Here is a 16,808-nt window from a genome sequence, read left to right as displayed (position 1 = left end):
TCTGTCACATCCGGAAGACGCCGTAGGAAACGGGTTCGAGCGGCGCTTGCGCGCACACCGAAAGGGCAAGGCCGAGCACGGTTCTGGTGTCGGTGGGCGCGATCACGCCGTCGTCCCAGATGCGGGCGGTCGCGTAGTACGGATTGCCCTGCGTCTCGTACTGTTCCCGGATCGGTGCCTTGAAGGCCTCCTGATCCTCGTCCGACCACGGCTTACCCGCGCTGTCGAGCTGGTCGCTGCGCACCGTCGCCAGCACCGAGGCGGCCTGCTCACCGCCCATCACCGAGATCCGCGCGTTCGGCCACATCCACAGGAAGCGAGGCGAATACGCGCGCCCGCACATCGAGTAGTTGCCCGCGCCGTAGGAACCGCCGATCACCACGGTGAGCTTCGGCACCCGCGCGCACGCCACCGCGGTGACCATCTTGGCGCCGTGCTTGGCGATCCCGCCCGCCTCGTAGTCGCGCCCCACCATGAAACCGGTGATGTTCTGCAGGAACAGCAGCGGGATCTTGCGCTTGTCGCACAGCTCGATGAAATGCGCGCCCTTCATGGCGGATTCGCTGAACAGCACGCCGTTGTTGGCGACGATGCCGACGGGGTGCCCGTGGATCCGCGCGAACCCGGTGACCAGGGTCTTGCCGTATTCGGCCTTGAACTCGTGGAATCCGGCCTCGCCGTCGACGATCCGGTCGATGACCTCGCGCACGTCGTAGGGGGTGCGCGGGTCGACGGGCACGACGTCGTAGAGTTCGTCCTCGGCCTTGGCGGGCGGGGTGCTCGGCAGCACCTCCCACGGTGCCTCGGGGCGCGGCCCGAGGGTCGAGACGATATTGCGGACGATGCGCAGCGCGTCACGGTCGTCTTCGGCCAGATGGTCGGTGACCCCCGAGGTCCGCGAGTGCAGCAGTCCGCCGCCCAGCTCCTCGGCCGTCACCACCTCCCCGGTCGCGGCTTTCACCAGGGGCGGTCCACCGAGGAAGATCGTGCCCTGGTCCCGCACGATGACGGCCTCGTCGGCCATCGCAGGCACATACGCCCCGCCCGCGGTGCAGGAGCCGAGCACCGCCGCGATCTGGGCGATGCCCTTGGCGCTCATGTTCGCCTGGTTGTAGAAGATGCGGCCGAAGTGCTCGCGGTCGGGGAACACCTCGTCCTGCCGTGGCAGGAACCCGCCCCCCGACTCCACCAGGTACACGCACGGCAGATTGTTCTGCGCGGCCACTTCCTGCGCGCGCAGATGCTTTTTCACCGTGATCGGGTAGTAGGTGCCGCCCTTGACCGTCGGGTCGTTGGCCAGCACCAGGCATTCCCGGCCCGCGATGCGGCCGATGCCTGCGATCACGCCCGCGCCGGGGCATTCGTCGTCGTACATGCCGTTGCCCGCAAGCGGCGCCAGCTCGAGGAAGGGACTGCCGGGATCGAGCAGCTCCTCGATCCGGTCACGAGGGAGCAGCTTGCCCCTGGCCACATGCCGTTCGCGGGACTTCTGCGGGCCGCCGAGCGCGGTCGTGGCCAAACGCTGCCGCAACTCGTCGACGAGCGCCTGGTGGGCGGCCCGATTGCTCGTCGCGGCCGCGGTGCCGCTGTCGAGGTCGTGCGTAACCGTCATCACGCCATCCTGCCATCCGGTTAATCGCCAATAACTGAGATTCAGGTTAATGTTGATTAACCGAGTTGTCCAGACCCGCGGAAGGAGGTCGGTGTGGCCACGATCGATCCGGCCCCGGTGACCAGGCGCGAAGCGTTGAAGGCCCAGCGTCGCGAGCAGTTGCTCGACGCCGGTGCCAGGCTGATCGCCGACCGGGGCTTCCTCGGTGTCCGCCTCGACGATCTCGGTGCCGCGGTCGGCATCAGCGGCCCCGCCGTCTACCGGCATTTCGCGAACAAGGAAGCGCTGCTGGTCGAACTGCTGGTCGGCATCAGTGAGCGGCTGCTCGCCGGTGGGCAGGCCGTGGTCGCGGCGGCCGAGACACCGGAGCGTGCGCTCGAAGGCCTGGTCGACTTCCATCTCGACTTCGCCTTCGGCAACCCCGAACTCATCCGCATCCAGGACCGCGACCTCGACAATGTCCCCGCCGCCGAGCGCCGCGTCCTGCGCCGCACCCAGCGCCGCTATGTGGAGGTATGGGTCGGCGTGCTCCGCGACCTCGACCCCGAGCTGGCCGAGGACACCGCCCGCATCCAGGCACACGCGGCCTTCGGCCTGATCAACTCCACCCCGCACAGCGCGCCGTCGACCAGCGCGGCCAAGGCCAGGCCGGTGCTGCGCGCAATGGCCCTGGCCGCGCTGTCGGGCTGACGGCCGAGGCGGGTAGCTCCACGCTGCGCCAACACATATCACCCTGCACGCTCGAATCTCGACCGATCGGCGAGTTTGTGGCTGCGCAGCGCTGTTCGCCTCCGTGCGCGCTACTCCAGTTCGTGTCGCAACCAGGCAGGCCCAGCGGTATCGGCACCGAGGACCGTGACCCGGCGGCGCAGTTCCCGATCCGCGGTGACAACGGTGATCCGCTCGTGCTCGCTGGTGCCGACGACGTCGACGATCTTGTCGTCGCCGGAGCGTTCGGCCAGGATCACCGTCATCCGTGGCGCGCTCGGCTCGGTCCCGTCGACCGCGGCCTTCGCCGCCCCCTCGAGCACCACGGCCACCTCGGTCGATTCCGGCAGTCGGGTGGTCCACTCCGCGATCCCCGCCAGCAGCCGCCGCGCGGCACCGGCCCGATCACGCCACCACCCATCGGCCTTGGCGCCGATGACATTGGCCGCGTCGACCACGATCACCTGTCGCGGATCACTCATCGACCCAGTCTGCCCCGGATCCGTGGACTTCGCGCGCCGGCCGCCGCTCGCGTCGCGCAGACGGGCGATAGAAGTCGCCCAGCGAGGCGATCAGTTCGCCATCGCGTGGACAGCGGCGACGAACTTCGGATGGCCTCGAATAGTCAAGTGATCAGGGTTCTCCAGCGCTTGACACCGCACATAGGTCGACGCCGAGGTGTAGCAGAACACGGCGGCCATCACACAGCCCGGCAGCCAGCCGGGAAAGAACAGCAGGATCAGGAACAGATTCAGCGTATCGGTCTGGTAGGCGGCGAACAGGGCGCCGAGCAGCGGAAGGACCAGCGCAAGCAGCGCGTGCCCGAGAAACCTCGGCAACCGGCTGCGCCGAGCGCACCGATCACAAACCGGCCACTCGCCCCACACGTACCCCCGTATCTCACCCGAGCCGCTCCGCCGCAAGCGAACCAACCCCCGAAGATCGGTCAACAGTGAACCGGTACTGGCCGGAGTGAACGACGGCCCACGGAACATCAACGGCCGACGACCCGAATCGGTGGTCGGCCGACCGTGCGCCGCACACACAGCGGGCAGTTCCATAGCCAACTCGAGCGAGTAATGGTCCGCCCACCGCGCCGGATCACGCGCCCACTTCCGCTCGACAAGCATCCGCGCCTCGCCGGCACGGCGCAGCGGAACAGTGACCAACTCGACCTCGTCCACCCGCACAACCCCCGAATCATCCATCTGATCTCGTCACACTTGCCGACCGCGTGTATCGAGCCGACTGCCCTAGACGGAGATCCATCAGCATCCCGTGGCTCAGGTGTGTCGGATGGATCGGCTCGACAGCGACCTATGATCCATGGAGGCGGAGGGGTGCTCAGTGACCGGGTCGGTTGCCGGACCGACCGATGAGGTCGTTGACGGGCCCGATACGGAGGAGTAGCGTTTGCCCGCGGCCGGACCGCCTGCTGGAATGAGCGTCGTTGCATGGTCCTAGCGCGTTGGGGGTAGTACGGGTGGCCCGAATTGTGTCTGCGGCCTGTGGAGTTGCGGTGGCCGTGTTGATCGCCGGCCTGTCCGCTGGCTGCGGCTCAGGCGAATCCAACAGTGGCGCAGCGGCATCGACACCACCCTCTGTCGTCGAAGGTGAACCCGCGTCTGAGATTCCGGCCGTGTTCGAAGGCTTGGATCCATGCGCGTTGTTGACTACTGAAGAGGCACGCACTGCCACCGGCGCCGCGACCATCGAAGCTCCTCGGCGGATCGTCGCCCCTGGACAGTCCGGATCAATGGCCGCTTGCTCATGGAGACCTCCCAATGACTTGGGAGTGCAACTCTCTTTCACCGCGCCACCTACCTTGCCAGCTGCCAATCAGGAGAAGGCTTGGACGGAGGAGATCGGTCATCCGGCCCGAGTAAGCACGATTTCCGGGTCTTGTCATGCGTATGTGTGGTTTAGCGAAGATCGCATGGTCGACCTCAAGATTTACCCGCCCAAGGAGCAGCGGTCTTCGTCCACGGACGACGACGTATGTGCGCGGTCGAAAACTCTGATCAAGCAGACATTCGCCAAGATTCCCTGGGAATAGCGCGAAATAGCAGACGGTAGGACCGATTCGGGGAGGGGCAAAGAGCAGTGGGGTCTACTTTCAGTGTCAAGGCTGGTGAAGTAGCTGGACTGGGAAGGCTGATCGATGAGATCGGCACCAACGCAGACTATCTCACGCGCACGACCGGTGCCATGGGTGGTCCTGCCGATGACGGCTATACCGGCATCATGCAATTGCTGGTTACGCCGCTGACTTCGCTGCGAGATGCGACAGCCGACCGTCAGCGCAAGATGGCGACAATTCTCCAGAATACGGGCACGGAGCTCAACAAGGCTGCGTGGATGTACGTCGACCAGGATGCCAAGAACTACGCTGCGCTGAACGCGCACACGAATGGAATCGAAACCGGCAATGCCAACACCGAGGAAGGAGGGATTACCGAGGCCTTTGTTGATGCGGTACCTTACAACGCCCCAGAAGAGCTCTCGGTCCTGCTCTGCACGCGGTCGGTGCCCCCAAACCTGACAGGGTGTCGCGAGCAGTCGGCCGGGTTTTCAGGTCGTCGGGACACCGTCCAGGTGCAACCGAATCTTGCTGTGCGAGAGTACTATCCCACATCCAGAGCCGGCTGAACGCCTGGTCCCCATCGAATTGGCATGGCTGTGTTGACGCCGGTTGATCGATACATCGGCCGCAGCGCGACTGCTGTTGAATCCTGATGTGCGACGGCGCTGGCACGAGACGGTCACGGCAGGCGTCATCGCGGTGTGCGACGTCGTCGAGCTGGAGTTGTTGTTCACGGCGTCCTCATTGGCCGACCGGCTGCGGAAGAAGGAGATGCTGAACGATCTGTTCGGCTGGGTGCCGACGCCGGATGGGGTGTGGGTGCGTACGCATCAGGTCCAGCTCCTGCTCACCGAGCAAGGCCACCATCGCAGTGCCGGCGCCGCTGACCTGGTGGTCGCGGGCACGGCGGAAGCGAACCGGCTCACGATCCTGCACTACGACCATGATTTCGACACGGTGGCGAATGCGACCGGACAGCCGGCGCAATGGATCGCAGCACCGGGAACCATTCCCTGACCGGCGTGGCGCGTGTGGGCGATCGCGCACCGCATCTCGGTTTGACGCCGGGAGTGATCTCGATAGCCTGTACGCGGCTTTGATTTACCGGATGAGGGGGATGACGGTGGCGTTCGCGCAATCGTGGCAGATGTTCAAGACGTCGGCGGCCGTGTTGCGGACACGCAAGGAGCTCGCGGTGTTCCCGGTGCTGTCGGGGGTGGCGAGTGTGGCGGTGACCGCGAGTTTCGTGGTGCCGATCGTTGCGGTCGATCTGTGGGACAGATCGTCGGCGGTGACCTATGTGCTGTTCGGGCTGATGTATCTCGCGTCGGCGTTCGTGACCGTGTTCTTCAACGCCGCGCTCATCTCGCAAGCGGATCTGGCGATGCGTGGGGGCGATCCGAGCGCTGCCGGTGGGATCCAGGCAGCTGCCGCGCGGTGGCCACGAATTCTGTTGTGGGCGTTGGTATCCGCGACGGTGTCGCAGCTGTTGCGGATGGTGCAGGATCGGGTGGGATTCCTCGGTGACCTGCTGGTCTCACTGGTGGGTGCCGCCTGGCAGGTGGTGACGTTCCTGGTGCTGCCGCATATGGTGCTGGCCGACCGCGGCGTCGTCGACGCGGTGCGGGACTCGGCCGCGTCGACGAAGCGCACGTGGGGCGAGAACGTGGTCGGCAACGCCGGTCTCGGGCTGTTCGGGTTCCTGCTGGCCATTCCCGGCGGACTGCTCGTTATCGCGGGCATCATGGTGCTCGGCGTGAATATCGCCGGTGCGTTGGCGCTGGTGCTGGTCGGCATCGCGTTGATCATCGCCGCCGCGGTGGTGACGTCCGCGCTGTCCGGGATCTACCAGACCGCGCTGTACCGCTACAGCGTCGACGGGATGGTGCCGGTCGCCTTCGCCGGTGCCGACCTCGCGCACGCGTTCCGGCAGCGCTGAGCCCCACGCCGGCGCCCCGACGGTGTCCGGCGCCTGCTGTTCGACGGCGCGGTTCGTGGCTCTCTGCGTCGGTCCCAGGTCGACCGCGAGGTCTCGCCGGTGGCGGTCACGAGGTCATCGCCGGGACTTCCAGCGGGGCCAGGTGTCCGTCGACCATCCGGTACACCGCGTCCATGCGGTGCAGGTGGGTGGGGTCGTGGGTGACCAGGATGGTGGCGGCGCGGTGGTCGTGGGCGATGGTGGTGATGAGGTCGATGATGGCGGCGCCGCGTTCGGAGTCCAGGGCGCTGGTCGGTTCGTCGACGACGAGCAGGGCGGGGTCGTTCATCAGGGCGCGGGCGATATTGACGCGCTGACGCTGGCCGCCGGAGAGCTGGGCCGGGCGCTTGCCGGATTGGTCGGCCAGGCCGACGGCGTCGAGGAGTTCCGTTGCGTGGGAACGGGTTCTGCGGCGGTCGGCACCGGATCGGAACAGGCCGCGGCCGCCGAGGTGTGCGGTGACCTCCAGTTGCTCGAGTGCGGTGAGTGCGGGGACGAGATTGGGCTGCTGGAAGACGATGCCCATCGCCGTCCGCCGGGCGGTGGCCGCGGCGCGTCTGCTCAATGTAGCGAGATCGATAGTGCCGGAATTGGTCTCGAGGACCGCGGTGCCGGAGTCGGGTCGGATCAGGGTCGCCGCCACGGCAAGCAGGCTCGACTTGCCCGAACCGGACGGCCCGGTGACCGCCGCGATCGTGCCGCCGGGGACGTGCAGGTTCACCCGGTCGAGCGCGGTGAGCCGGTCGGTGCCGTCGGGGTAGGTGAGGGTGATGTCGGTGAGGGTGAGCGACATGGGATGTCCTTCAGCGGGTCGCGCCGAGCGCGGTCAGCGGATCGGTGGTGAACAGGAAACGCAGCGCCACCGCGGCGCCGGCCAGACCGAGCACGATCAGGGCGAGCGCGGGCATCAGGGTGGTGGCGGGCGAGAGCACGAACGGTAAGGCGTCGCCGAGCAGCTGTGCGGCGAGCGCGGTGATCCCGAGGCCGATCGTGACGCCGGTGACCAGCACGATCGCAGCCTGGGCCAGTGCGTCGACCACCAGCGAGCCGGTGGTCGCGCCCAGCGCCTTCAACGTGGCGATATCGGGCTGCCGCTGCACCGTCCACACCGTGAAGAAGGCGCCGATGACCAGGGCTGAGATGGCGAACAGCAGCACCGTCATCAGGGTGAGCGAGCTGTTCTCGGCCTGGTAGGAGCCGATCGCCTCGACGGCCTCGGACGCGGGAATCGTGCGGGTTCCGGCCTCGGCGTCGAGCTTGGGGGCGTCGCCGGTCACCGCGAGGACGGTCGCCGCGCCCGAGCGTGGGCTCGCGGCCTGCCAGTCGGCCATGCTGGTCCAGATCACCGGCGTGTGGCTGTACCACTCGTCGCCTGCGACATCGGCGACGGTGAACTCGTGCCCGGCGAGCAGGACGGTGTCGCCGGTGTCCGCGGACAGCTCTCTGGCCGCACCGGAACTCAGCACCACCGAACCCGGAGCGGTAGCGGGATGATTGCTGAAAGCCGAAGCGTCGCCACCGAACACCGCGACCTGCTCCGGGCTCGCACCCGCGTGTTCGGCCCGCGCGCGGGAGATGCCGATCGGGGTGACCGTCGCGGCCGACTGCCACCGTGCCACCTGTTCCTCGGTGAGCACCGAGGAGTCGAAGGACGGATCGGCACCGGTCTCGGCGAACACCACCCGGTCGGCGGCGATGCCCTGGACCGCCGAGATGTTCTGGTGCGCCAACCCGGCGGTGAGCCCGCTGAGGAAGCTGACCAGCACCGCCACCAGCAGCACGACAGCGGTGATCAACAGGAAGCGGCCGCGGGCGGCCCGCAGATCTCGGAGTGCGACGAACATGCCACCACTCTCGCCTCGCGGCGCGCCCGCGGCATCGCACCGGCTGACGAACTTCCTTCCACCCAAGGTCGGGCCCCGTTTACACCTTTCGATGGATGCCGGTGCGGTTGCCGCACATAAGCTGGTCGGGTGCGCTCGTCTCCTCTGACTCCGGTGGTCACCACGCTGCGGCTCGGCCTGCATGTGCTGGTGACGGTGCTGGCCGCGGTGGTCGCGGTGCGGGCGCTGGTATCCGGCGGCGGGCACGTCGCGGCGGTGATGGCGCTGACGGCGGTCTGGCTGCTCGTCTACTTCGCGGGCACCGAGTTGCCACGTCGGTCGGGCGATCGCCGGGCCGCCGGTGCTCGGGCGTCGGTCGGCAACCCGGCGGATGCCGTCATCCCGAGTGGTTCGTCTGCCACCGGCCGCCGGGCCGGTTCTGGCGATGCGGCGCGGCAGGCGCTGCTGTGGCTGGCCGGTCTCACCGTGCTCTGGCTGGCGCTGCTCGCGCTCACCCCGGACGCGGTCTATCTCGCGTTCGGACTGTTCTTCGTCTACCTCCATCTGCTTCCACGGCCGTGGGACCTGACCGCGGTGCTGCTGGCGACGGCGGTCGGGGTCGTCGGATTCGCGGCGCATCGTGGCTGGTCGGTAGGTGCCGTCGTCGGGCCGGTGCTGGGTGCCCTGGTCGCCATCGGCATCGGTCTCGGCTATCAGGCGCTGTACCGGGAAGCGGTGGAGCGCGAACGGTTGATCGACGAATTGCTCAGTACCAGAGCGGTTCTCGCCGAGCAGGAACGCACCGCGGGCAAACTCGCGGAGCGAGAAAGGCTCGCGAAGGAAATCCACGACACCGTCGCCCAGGGGCTCAGCAGTATTCAGCTGCTGTTGCACGCCGCCGAACAAGCGGCGCCCGATCATCCCGCGCTGGACCGGATTCGGCTGGCCCGCGAGACCGCCGCGGAGGACCTGGCCGAAACCCGAAGGCTGATCGACGAACTCTCGCCCGCCGCGCTGCATGGGCAGTCGCTGGCCGAGGCGCTGGCGCGGATCTGCGAACGCGCGCAGTCGCCGTCACGGTCGACCCAACTGCTGGTCGAAGGGGAACCGGAGCGGCTGCCGATGTCGGTGGAGGCGGCGCTGGTGCGGATCGCGCAGAGCGCGGTGGCCAATGTGGTCCAGCACGCGGAGGCGGAACGGATGCGGGTCACCCTGACCTACGCCGACACCGACGTGCACCTCGATATCGTCGACGACGGAATCGGCATCCCGCGGGAAGTCCTGCGTGAACCGCGGGCGGGGGCTTTCGGGCTGGCCGCCATGCGGAGCCGCGTCGAGCAACAGGGTGGTGCGATGACGATCGAGTCCGAGCCGGGGCACACCGCGGTGACGGTGTCGTTCCCGTTGGGAGCCGCCGCGTGATCCGGTTGCTGCTCGCCGACGACCACGCCATCGTGCGGGCGGGGCTGCGCGCGTTGCTGGAGTCCGCCGACGACCTCACGGTGGTCGGCGACGTCGCCGATGCCGATGCGGCCGTGGCGTTCTGCGCCGCCGCCCCGGTCGATCTGGTCCTGATGGACCTGCGCTTCGGCGACGGCCGCTCCGGCGCGTCGGCCACCGCGGGCCTGCGGGCCCTGCCGAACCCGCCGAATGTCCTCGTTGTCACCAACTACGACACCGACGCCGACATTCTCGGCGCCATCGAGGCAGGCGCCGTCGGCTACCTGCTCAAGGACACCCCGCCCGCCGACCTGCTCGCCGCGGTCCGCGCGGCCGCCGCGGGGGAGAGCGTGCTGTCGCCGACCGTCGCCTCCCGGTTGATGACCCGAGTCCGTCGCGCCGACACCACCCTCAGTCCCCGCGAAGTCGAGGTGTTGCGACTGGTCGCGGCGGGGCTGTCCAACCGTGACATCGCCAAACAGCTGTTCCTCAGCGAGACAACGGTGAAATCGCACCTCGTGCACATCTACGCCAAACTCGGCGTGAAGTCGCGGACCTCGGCGGTGGCGACCGCGCGGGAGCAGGGCGCGATCTGACGCGCCGCGCGGTGGTAGTACGCCCACCACCGCACCGCGCCTACCCTGAACCGCATGGCCTCACTCGCAGATCCGCAGGTGCGCGAATTCCTCTCCCACGGAACCAGGACCGGCAAGGTGGCCTACACCGCCGCCGACGGCCGCCCCCTTGTCACGCCGGTCTGGTTCCTCGTCGAGGGTGATGAACTGGTCTTCAACACCGGCAAGCACTCCGCGAAAGGGCGGTCCCTCGCGCGGGATCCGCGGATCACGCTGTGCGTCGACCTGGAGGAGCCACCGTACGGGCTGGTCACGGTGCAGGGCACGGTGACGCTGTCGGAGGACCCCGCCGAATTGCTGCGCACCGCCACCGCGCTCGGCGGGCGCTACATGGGTCGGGATCGAGCCGAGGAGTTCGGCAAGCGCAACGGCGTGCCCGGCGAGCTGGTCGTGCGCATCAGGCCGACCAAGGTTGTCGCCCAGTTCGACCTGGCCGGCTGACCGGCCGACCACGGCGCGGTCCGGCGGTGGCTCCGCGCGGTCACCTCGGCGCCGGGAATCCGGGCTGCCCCTCCTGGCTCGGCTGGGTGGCGTCCGGGCTGCCGTCGACGGCGCCGGGGCCCGGTGCCGTCGGGTCGAACGGGGGCGGGTTCTCGGTGTCGAACAGGGGATTGGAGCACGTCGCGCCAGGTTCCGGGGTGGTGTAGGGGTTTTGGCGCAGCGCGAGGATGAACTGGTCGATGCGGGGGTCGTCGGCGCTGTCGAGGGTCAGCTGATGGCCCCACGACTGCAGGGAAATCGGCTCGGCCATGCCCGGAATCGGTGACATCAGGGTGTAGGGCCGGTCGAGTACCCGCGCCGCGAGGGCCGCGCGGTCGGCGCCGGCGATCCTGGCCGGGTCGTAGGCGATCCACACCGCGCCGTGTTCGAGCGAATGCACCACGTTCTCGGTGCGTACGCCGCTGTCGTAGACCACGCCGTCGCAGGCCGCCCACGAACTGTCGTGCGGACCGCCGAGCGGTGGCACGGTGGGGTAGGCGACCCGCTGCGTGCTGGAGACGTGCAGGCCGGGCGGAAACTCGACCACCTCGACGCCGGGGATCGCGCGGGCCGGATCCTGGTTGTCGGCCGACGGCGCGAACGAATCTATCGAGGTGACCGCGGTGCCGGGCACGGTCTTGCCGACCGAACAGCCTGCCGTGACCGCGACGAGGGCAACGCCCACCGCCGTGGCGCACACGCGCCGTGTGATGTCCGGAATCCGCACCGGGTGCCCCCTGTCGTCATGTCGGCGTCCGCCGCCGGTGCAGAACTTACTCGGCTGCGGCCCCGGAGTACCCGTCGGCAGCCTCGCGGGCGTGGTGACCTGTGGAAAGTCGCGCGTCGTTGCTGAGTTGAGGCATCAACCGCGACTACCGTTTCGTCAGGTTTCGTAGGCAACGGTGCTGGCGAACGGAGCGATGGCATGGCCGGACGAACTGCGATACGGGCGCTCGCCGCCTCCCTCGGCGCCCTGCTCGTCGTCGGCACCGCGACGATCGCGCAGGCCCAGCCCCCCGGCCCGCAGGCCGAGGGTGCCTCGGAGCATTTCGAGGATCCCGAGTCGGGACTGTCCATCGACGTGTTCTATTGCGGCTCGGGGACCGAGACGTACCAGGTTCCGGCCGGGACGACCAGTCTGTACATCGAGGCCGTGGGCGGTCAGGGGCAGACGCCGAATCCGAACTTCACCGGCATCGGTGGGCTGGGCGGACAGGTCACCGGTGGTCTGCGGGTGACGCCCGGCCAGCAATTCCAGGTTCAGGTGGGCTGCGCGGGTGGGGAGAACGGCGGGTTCTCGCCGTACGCCTCCGGTGGGGCCAGGGGCGAGGCCATCGATCAGGTCACCGATTTCGGCACCGTCTACTCGAGCGGCTGGGACGGTGGCGGTGGCGGTGGCGCGTCGGCCGTGCTCACCGCCGACAACGCGCCGGTCCTGGTCGCGGGCGGTGGCGGTGGTGCCGGTGGCAACGCACCCGACTGCTATTCGGTGTCGCCGGTGCAGGATTCGACCTTCTTCTACTGCGGTGGCGGTTCCCGGCGCGACGGCGGGGACGGGGGCGACGGCAGCGCCGCGGTGGGCTGGGAAGAGGGACCGCCGTGGATCGGTGGTGCCGGGGAGAACAATCCGGCGGGCACCACCCCGAGCGGACTCACCTGCGGCGGTCCGCGCGCCGGCGGCGCGGGCCACACCTTCGACAAGACCGGTGGCGGCGGTGGCGGCGGTGGCGGTGGCGGTGGATACGGCGGTGGCACCGGCGCAGGCGGTGGTTGTGGTGGCGCGGCCGCGCCGGAGACACCGATCTCGCACGGTCCGCACGCCGCGCCCGGCGCCGGTGGGGCCGGTGGTGGCGGCGGAACCTCCTATGCCTCGCCGAGCCTGTCGAAGGCGAGTGTCACCACCGCCTCGGTCTCCGGCGACGGGTACGTGCTGTTCCTCACCTCGGCGGACGGCGTCCGCACGACGACCTTCGGCGTGCACGGTGATTCGGCGCAGTACTACTGCGTCGGCGACGGTGTCGACGAGATCTTCGCCGATGTGCTCGGCGCCTCTGGCGCGGGCGGCGGCCACGACTTCAGCGATGTCGGCACCGGTGGCGCGGGCAGCGGCGTGCAGGCGGTGATCGCGGTCGAGGAACGTAAGCAACTGAAGATCGAGGTGGGCCGGTACGGCGGTGCGGGCGGTGGCTGGGGCTACGGCAAGGGGGGATCGCGTGGTACCGCCGACTCGGACGCGTCCTACAGCGGCGCCGGTGGCGGTGGCGCCTCCGCGGTGAGCCAGAACGACGCCGACTGCGGGACGCGGCCGTCCCGTGACAGCACACCGATCGTCGTCGCCGGTGGTGGCGGTGGTGGCGGCGGCAACGGATTCAGCGCGGGTGGTGGCGACGGCGGCAGCGGTGGTCCGCAACCGGGCAACGGCACCAGCGGTGGTTTCGGTGGTGGTTTCGGTGGGGAAGGCGGGAGCGAACGCGGCGTCGACGGTGGCCACGCGACCGGTAGTTCCACCGGCGGCGGCGGTGGTGGCGGTGGCGGTGGCAGCCACGGCGGTGGCAAAGGTCATGGCGCTCAGGACGGCAACGACGGCGGTGGTGGCGCTGGTGGCGGCGGGCAGTCGATGGTCGATGCGGTCGCGAACCAGCGGCCGCACTTCTACCACGGTCCCGACGGAACCTTCGGCAATCGCGATCGGCGCAACGATGGCAAGGTCTCGCTGATCGTCCCGATCCCGTCGAAACGCAGCAGGGTGGAGTTGATCTCGGGCAACAGTCAGAGCGCCTATTCGGGACAGCCTTTCGCGCAACCGCTGCGGGTGCGGTTCGTCGACGCGATCCACGGCCCACAGGCCGGCAAGGCTGTCTCCTTCTCGATGCCTGCCGGGCAGCCACCGGCCGCGGTGTTCGCCAACGGGACCGACCGGATCCAGGTGACCACCGATGCCGACGGTTTCGCCGAAGCCCGGCTCACCGCGCTGCCCGCCGTCGAGCAGGGCGAAGTCGGTGGCGGCTTCCTGGTGCACGCGGCGGCCACCGACGACCCGGCCCATCTGATCGGCGGCACCGTATTCCGCCTGCACGACGACAAGGTGCCGACCGAGATCGAGGTGACGACCACCGCGCCGAACCAGATCTCCCAGGTCGGCGCGCCGGTCGGCTTCAGCGCGAAGGTCGACCAGAAGCCGGGCACCACCCCGGCGTTCGGCACACCGGCCGGGCATGTGCGCTTCGAGATCGACGGCGTCGCGACGCCGGGCCCGATCGAACTGGTCGACGGGGTGGCGACGCTGCCCCCGGTCAGCGGGTTGAGCCCCGGTCCGCATCACATCCTGGCGACCTACCTGGCCGACGACCCGACCAGGGTGTTCGCGCCGGTCTTCGGCAGCGTGGGGCTGCTGGTGCAGGCGGTGCCGACCGAGGTGCACCTGACGGTGCCGCCGGAACCGGTACTCGCCGGTGCCGTGCTCGGCGCCACCGTCACGGTGCCGACTCCGAAGCCGGACGCGCCGAATCCGACCGGCGTGATCCAGTTCTCCCAGCAGGGCACGCCGCTCGGCGATCCGGTGACCGTCGCCGTGGACGGCACCGCGACTTCGCCACCACTGCGTGCCGGTTCGGGCACGGTCGCCGCGCACTATCTCGGCGACGAGATCTATGCACCGGCACGGGCCGAAGCCGAGCTGACGGTCTACACCGCGACCACGACGACCACCGTGACCGCCGACCACAACCCGGTCACCTACTTCGAGCAACTCGACCTCACCGCCACGGTGAGTCGCGATCCGGCCGGGGAGATCGACTCCGGCACTGTGCAGTTCGCCGCCGACGGAAAGCCGCTCGGCGCCGCGGTTCCAGTCGACAACGGCATCGCCGTCGCCCGCGACGTCGACGTCTCCCACCTCGGCTTCGGCACCCATCTGGTCACCGCCGACTACTCCGGCGACGCGGCCGCAGGCGCCGCGCCGAGCCGCGGCTCGATGACGTTGTGGGTACTGAAGGTCGGCCAGTCACCCGGCGATCTCCCCGGCGATGTCACCGTGCGTCTCGAGCTACCACGCACCGCCGACCCCGGTACCCAGGTGACCGCGAAGGTCACGGTCGGCAATGTCGGCGGCCAGCGCGCGACCGGCGTCGAGGCCCGGCTGTCCACCAGCGGCTGGGACCGCGTCGTCGACCCGGGTGGCGGCGAAATCCACCCCACCCACCTGCGCTTCCCCGTCGCGACGCTCGACCCAGGTGAAACGCGAACCTACGAGATCGTCCTCGCCGTCCCCGCCCGCCTGACCCTGATCACCACGTTCCTGCACGTCTCGAGCACCAGCCCCGACCTCAACCCGGCCAACAACCTCCACCTCGCGTCGACCTTCGTCCGGGCCCGCCTGAGCTGAGCTCGCTCCGGCTAGCTCGCGGCCACCCACGGGTCGACGAGCAGGACATCGAGCGGCTCGAAGTCCTCGATATTGCGGGTGACGACGGTCATCTGATGTTCGATCGCGGTCGCCGCGATCATCGCATCGCGTTCGGGCCGTGGATCGGGGATGTGGAATCGAGCCGCCGTGCGAGCGGCGGGAAGGTCGAAGGGAATGATCCGGTTGCCGAACCCCGCGAGTACCGCTTCATCGAGCCAGGCCCGAAGGCGCTTGCCCTGGATGGGCTCTCGTCGCTCGATCCTGCCGATTCCTACCTCGAGCTCGAGGATCGTGATCGCGCTCAGGTAGAGCTCGGACGGACGCCGCGCGCGGACCCAGGCCCGGACGTTGGGATCCGCCCTGCGTTCGGGCTTGCGTAGTTCGCTGATGACGTTCGTATCGAGGAGGTAGGTCACAGGTCCGCATCCCGCAGGTGGATCTCGAGCTGTGGGGGGTCGAAATCGATGTCGTCGTCCATGCTCAGCCGCGCGACGAGATCCTGGCTGTCAGCTCGTAGCCGGTGATACTCCTCGATCGACAACAGGACGAAGGCGTCCTCGCCGCGATCGGTGATGAAGACAGGGCCGTCCAGAGCCGCGCGTTTGGCGGCGCTGACATCGCGGTTCAGATCCCGTGCGCTCATGCTGGTCACGACAACCTCCATGCAGGTATGTACCTACATGATGTCAGTCGGGGGGACTTCGGGCCAGGGGGCGGCCACGTAGACTCGCGCGACATGACGGTGCACTTCATCGGGGCGGGCCCCGGCGCTGCCGACCTGCTCACGGTGCGTGCGGTGAATCTGCTGCGCGAGAGCCCGGTCTGTCTGTACGCGGGGACATACCTCGACCCCGAGGTGCTGGCGCACTGCGCGCCGGGTACCGAGCTCATCGACACCCAGCGTCTCGACCTGGATCAGATCACCGACCATCTCGTCCGCGCGCACCGGGCCGGACACGATGTCGCCCGGCTCTGCTCGGGTGACCCCTCGCTCTACTCGGCGCTCACCGAGCAGACCCGCCGCCTCGACGCGCACGATGTGCCGTGGGACATCACCCCCGGTGTCCCCGCCTACGCGGCGGCCGCGGCCACCCTCGGTACCGAACTGACCGTCCCCGAGCTCGTCCAGTCGGTGGTGCTCACCCGTACCAGGGCGCGTTCCACCGCCATGCCGGACAGTGAGGCCCTGGCCGGCTTCGCCGCCACCGGCGCCACCCTCGTCCTGCACCTGGCGATCACCCGCATCCGCGTCCTCGCCGCGGAACTGGCGGCCGAGTACGGCCCCGACTGCCCCGCCGCTGTCGTCTACCGCGCCAGCCAGCCCGAACAGCTGGTCCTGCGCGGCACCCTCACCGATATCGCCGACCAGGTCGAGGCCGCCGGCTTGCGGCAGGCCGCGGTCATCCTCGTCGGGCGGGCGATGGCGCCGAGAATCGAGTGCGCCCAGTCCCACCTTTACGACCCGGCGCGGGCGCGGCCACCGATAAGCTGACACCGACCGGTCGGTGTGATCCACGCCTCGATTCCCGAGGCCTTGCAGGGGGTCCGCATGCGGTGTGAGAACGCAGACAAGCGTCAGCAAACGGTGGTCGACGGCCTCACCTGGTCGGATGCCCTGCGGCTATGGAGGTGGTTGGTTGCCGG

The 16,808-nt window shown here is 68.9% G+C and carries 18 protein-coding genes; 10 read left to right on the top strand and 8 right to left on the bottom strand.

Going from position 1 to position 16,808, the window contains the following annotated elements; translation table 11 throughout:
• Window positions 1–4: 4 nt before the first annotated feature.
• Window positions 5–1,612 carry a carboxyl transferase domain-containing protein gene (locus ACFOW8_RS13080; protein WP_378550584.1) on the bottom strand — a complete coding sequence of 536 codons (1,608 nt, stop codon included), beginning with the start codon at window positions 1,610–1,612 and terminating at the stop codon, window positions 5–7.
• A gap of 93 nt (window positions 1,613–1,705) precedes the next feature.
• Between ACFOW8_RS13080 and ACFOW8_RS13075 the strand changes: the two genes are divergently transcribed.
• Window positions 1,706–2,302 (top strand): SACE_7040 family transcriptional regulator, encoded by a 597-nt coding sequence (locus tag ACFOW8_RS13075; RefSeq protein WP_378550582.1) that lies wholly within the window; start codon window positions 1,706–1,708, stop codon window positions 2,300–2,302.
• Between the two features lie 110 nt (window positions 2,303–2,412).
• Here ACFOW8_RS13075 and ACFOW8_RS13070 read toward each other — a convergent pair whose 3' ends face one another.
• The gene (locus ACFOW8_RS13070; RefSeq protein ID WP_378550580.1) at window positions 2,413–2,802 is read right to left on the bottom strand and encodes an NYN domain-containing protein; all 390 of its coding nucleotides are present in this window, start codon (window positions 2,800–2,802) and stop codon (window positions 2,413–2,415) included.
• 90 nt (window positions 2,803–2,892) lie between these two features.
• A complete protein-coding gene (locus tag ACFOW8_RS13065; protein WP_378550578.1) occupies window positions 2,893–3,159 on the bottom strand; it encodes a hypothetical protein in 267 nt (88 codons plus the stop codon).
• A gap of 680 nt (window positions 3,160–3,839) precedes the next feature.
• On the opposite strand from ACFOW8_RS13065, the gene ACFOW8_RS13060 reads away from it, so the two are divergent.
• The 4 genes from ACFOW8_RS13060 (at window position 3,840) to ACFOW8_RS13045 (ending at window position 6,342) form a co-directional block, all read left to right on the top strand.
• On the top strand, window positions 3,840–4,376 hold the full coding sequence (locus ACFOW8_RS13060; RefSeq protein WP_378550576.1) for a DUF3558 family protein: 537 nt from the start codon (window positions 3,840–3,842) through the stop codon (window positions 4,374–4,376).
• A gap of 47 nt (window positions 4,377–4,423) precedes the next feature.
• Window positions 4,424–4,969 carry a hypothetical protein gene (locus ACFOW8_RS13055; RefSeq protein ID WP_378550574.1) on the top strand — a complete coding sequence of 182 codons (546 nt, stop codon included), beginning with the start codon at window positions 4,424–4,426 and terminating at the stop codon, window positions 4,967–4,969.
• Between the two features lie 43 nt (window positions 4,970–5,012).
• Entirely contained in the window at window positions 5,013–5,420 is a 408-nt protein-coding gene (locus ACFOW8_RS13050; RefSeq protein ID WP_378550572.1) for a PIN domain nuclease, read from the top strand.
• 100 nt (window positions 5,421–5,520) lie between these two features.
• Window positions 5,521–6,342, top strand: a complete 822-nt coding sequence (locus tag ACFOW8_RS13045) for a DUF6159 family protein (RefSeq protein WP_378550570.1) — start codon at window positions 5,521–5,523, stop codon at window positions 6,340–6,342.
• A gap of 106 nt (window positions 6,343–6,448) precedes the next feature.
• Here the strand turns inward: ACFOW8_RS13045 and ACFOW8_RS13040 are convergent, their stop codons facing one another.
• Window positions 6,449–7,174 carry an ABC transporter ATP-binding protein gene (locus ACFOW8_RS13040; protein WP_378550568.1) on the bottom strand — a complete coding sequence of 242 codons (726 nt, stop codon included), beginning with the start codon at window positions 7,172–7,174 and terminating at the stop codon, window positions 6,449–6,451.
• 10 nt (window positions 7,175–7,184) lie between these two features.
• The gene (locus tag ACFOW8_RS13035) at window positions 7,185–8,225 is read right to left on the bottom strand and encodes an ABC transporter permease (protein WP_378550566.1); all 1,041 of its coding nucleotides are present in this window, start codon (window positions 8,223–8,225) and stop codon (window positions 7,185–7,187) included.
• A 129-nt stretch (window positions 8,226–8,354) separates the two neighbouring features.
• Here ACFOW8_RS13035 and ACFOW8_RS13030 point away from each other — a divergent pair, with 129 nt between their 5' ends.
• From ACFOW8_RS13030 to ACFOW8_RS13020, 3 genes are read left to right on the top strand one after another with little or no spacing between them, the layout of a single operon-like run.
• Complete coding sequence (locus ACFOW8_RS13030; protein ID WP_378550564.1) at window positions 8,355–9,626, top strand: sensor histidine kinase; 1,272 nt, start codon at window positions 8,355–8,357, stop codon at window positions 9,624–9,626.
• Window positions 9,623–10,240 (top strand): LuxR C-terminal-related transcriptional regulator, encoded by a 618-nt coding sequence (locus ACFOW8_RS13025; protein WP_378550562.1) that lies wholly within the window; start codon window positions 9,623–9,625, stop codon window positions 10,238–10,240. Before ACFOW8_RS13030 ends, ACFOW8_RS13025 begins: the two co-directional genes overlap by 4 nt.
• 54 nt (window positions 10,241–10,294) lie before the next feature.
• Window positions 10,295–10,720 (top strand): PPOX class F420-dependent oxidoreductase, encoded by a 426-nt coding sequence (locus ACFOW8_RS13020; RefSeq protein ID WP_378550560.1) that lies wholly within the window; start codon window positions 10,295–10,297, stop codon window positions 10,718–10,720.
• A gap of 40 nt (window positions 10,721–10,760) precedes the next feature.
• Here ACFOW8_RS13020 and ACFOW8_RS13015 read toward each other — a convergent pair whose 3' ends face one another.
• Window positions 10,761–11,486 carry a DUF3105 domain-containing protein gene (locus ACFOW8_RS13015; protein ID WP_378550558.1) on the bottom strand — a complete coding sequence of 242 codons (726 nt, stop codon included), beginning with the start codon at window positions 11,484–11,486 and terminating at the stop codon, window positions 10,761–10,763.
• Window positions 11,487–11,684: 198 nt separating this feature from the next.
• Here ACFOW8_RS13015 and ACFOW8_RS13010 point away from each other — a divergent pair, with 198 nt between their 5' ends.
• Window positions 11,685–15,143 carry an Ig-like domain repeat protein gene (locus ACFOW8_RS13010; protein ID WP_378550557.1) on the top strand — a complete coding sequence of 1,153 codons (3,459 nt, stop codon included), beginning with the start codon at window positions 11,685–11,687 and terminating at the stop codon, window positions 15,141–15,143.
• 11 nt (window positions 15,144–15,154) lie between these two features.
• Here the strand turns inward: ACFOW8_RS13010 and ACFOW8_RS13005 are convergent, their stop codons facing one another.
• Window positions 15,155–15,580: a type II toxin-antitoxin system VapC family toxin gene (locus ACFOW8_RS13005; protein WP_378550555.1), complete on the bottom strand. Its 426-nt coding sequence runs from the start codon at window positions 15,578–15,580 to the stop codon at window positions 15,155–15,157.
• Window positions 15,577–15,807 (bottom strand): type II toxin-antitoxin system prevent-host-death family antitoxin, encoded by a 231-nt coding sequence (locus tag ACFOW8_RS13000; protein ID WP_449289769.1) that lies wholly within the window; start codon window positions 15,805–15,807, stop codon window positions 15,577–15,579. The genes ACFOW8_RS13005 and ACFOW8_RS13000 overlap by 4 nt, the downstream gene beginning before the upstream one ends.
• A 93-nt stretch (window positions 15,808–15,900) precedes the next feature.
• Between ACFOW8_RS13000 and cobM the strand changes: the two genes are divergently transcribed.
• The gene (gene cobM, locus ACFOW8_RS12995; protein WP_378550551.1) at window positions 15,901–16,656 is read left to right on the top strand and encodes a precorrin-4 C(11)-methyltransferase; all 756 of its coding nucleotides are present in this window, start codon (window positions 15,901–15,903) and stop codon (window positions 16,654–16,656) included.
• Window positions 16,657–16,808: the final 152 nt, after the last annotated feature.

This window comes from Nocardia rhizosphaerae (assembly GCF_042650365.1).
GTDB lineage: Bacteria > Actinomycetota > Actinomycetes > Mycobacteriales > Mycobacteriaceae > Nocardia > Nocardia rhizosphaerae.
The sequence above is the reverse complement of the archived record's forward strand: the minus strand, read 5'-3'. Positions and strand labels throughout refer to the sequence as shown.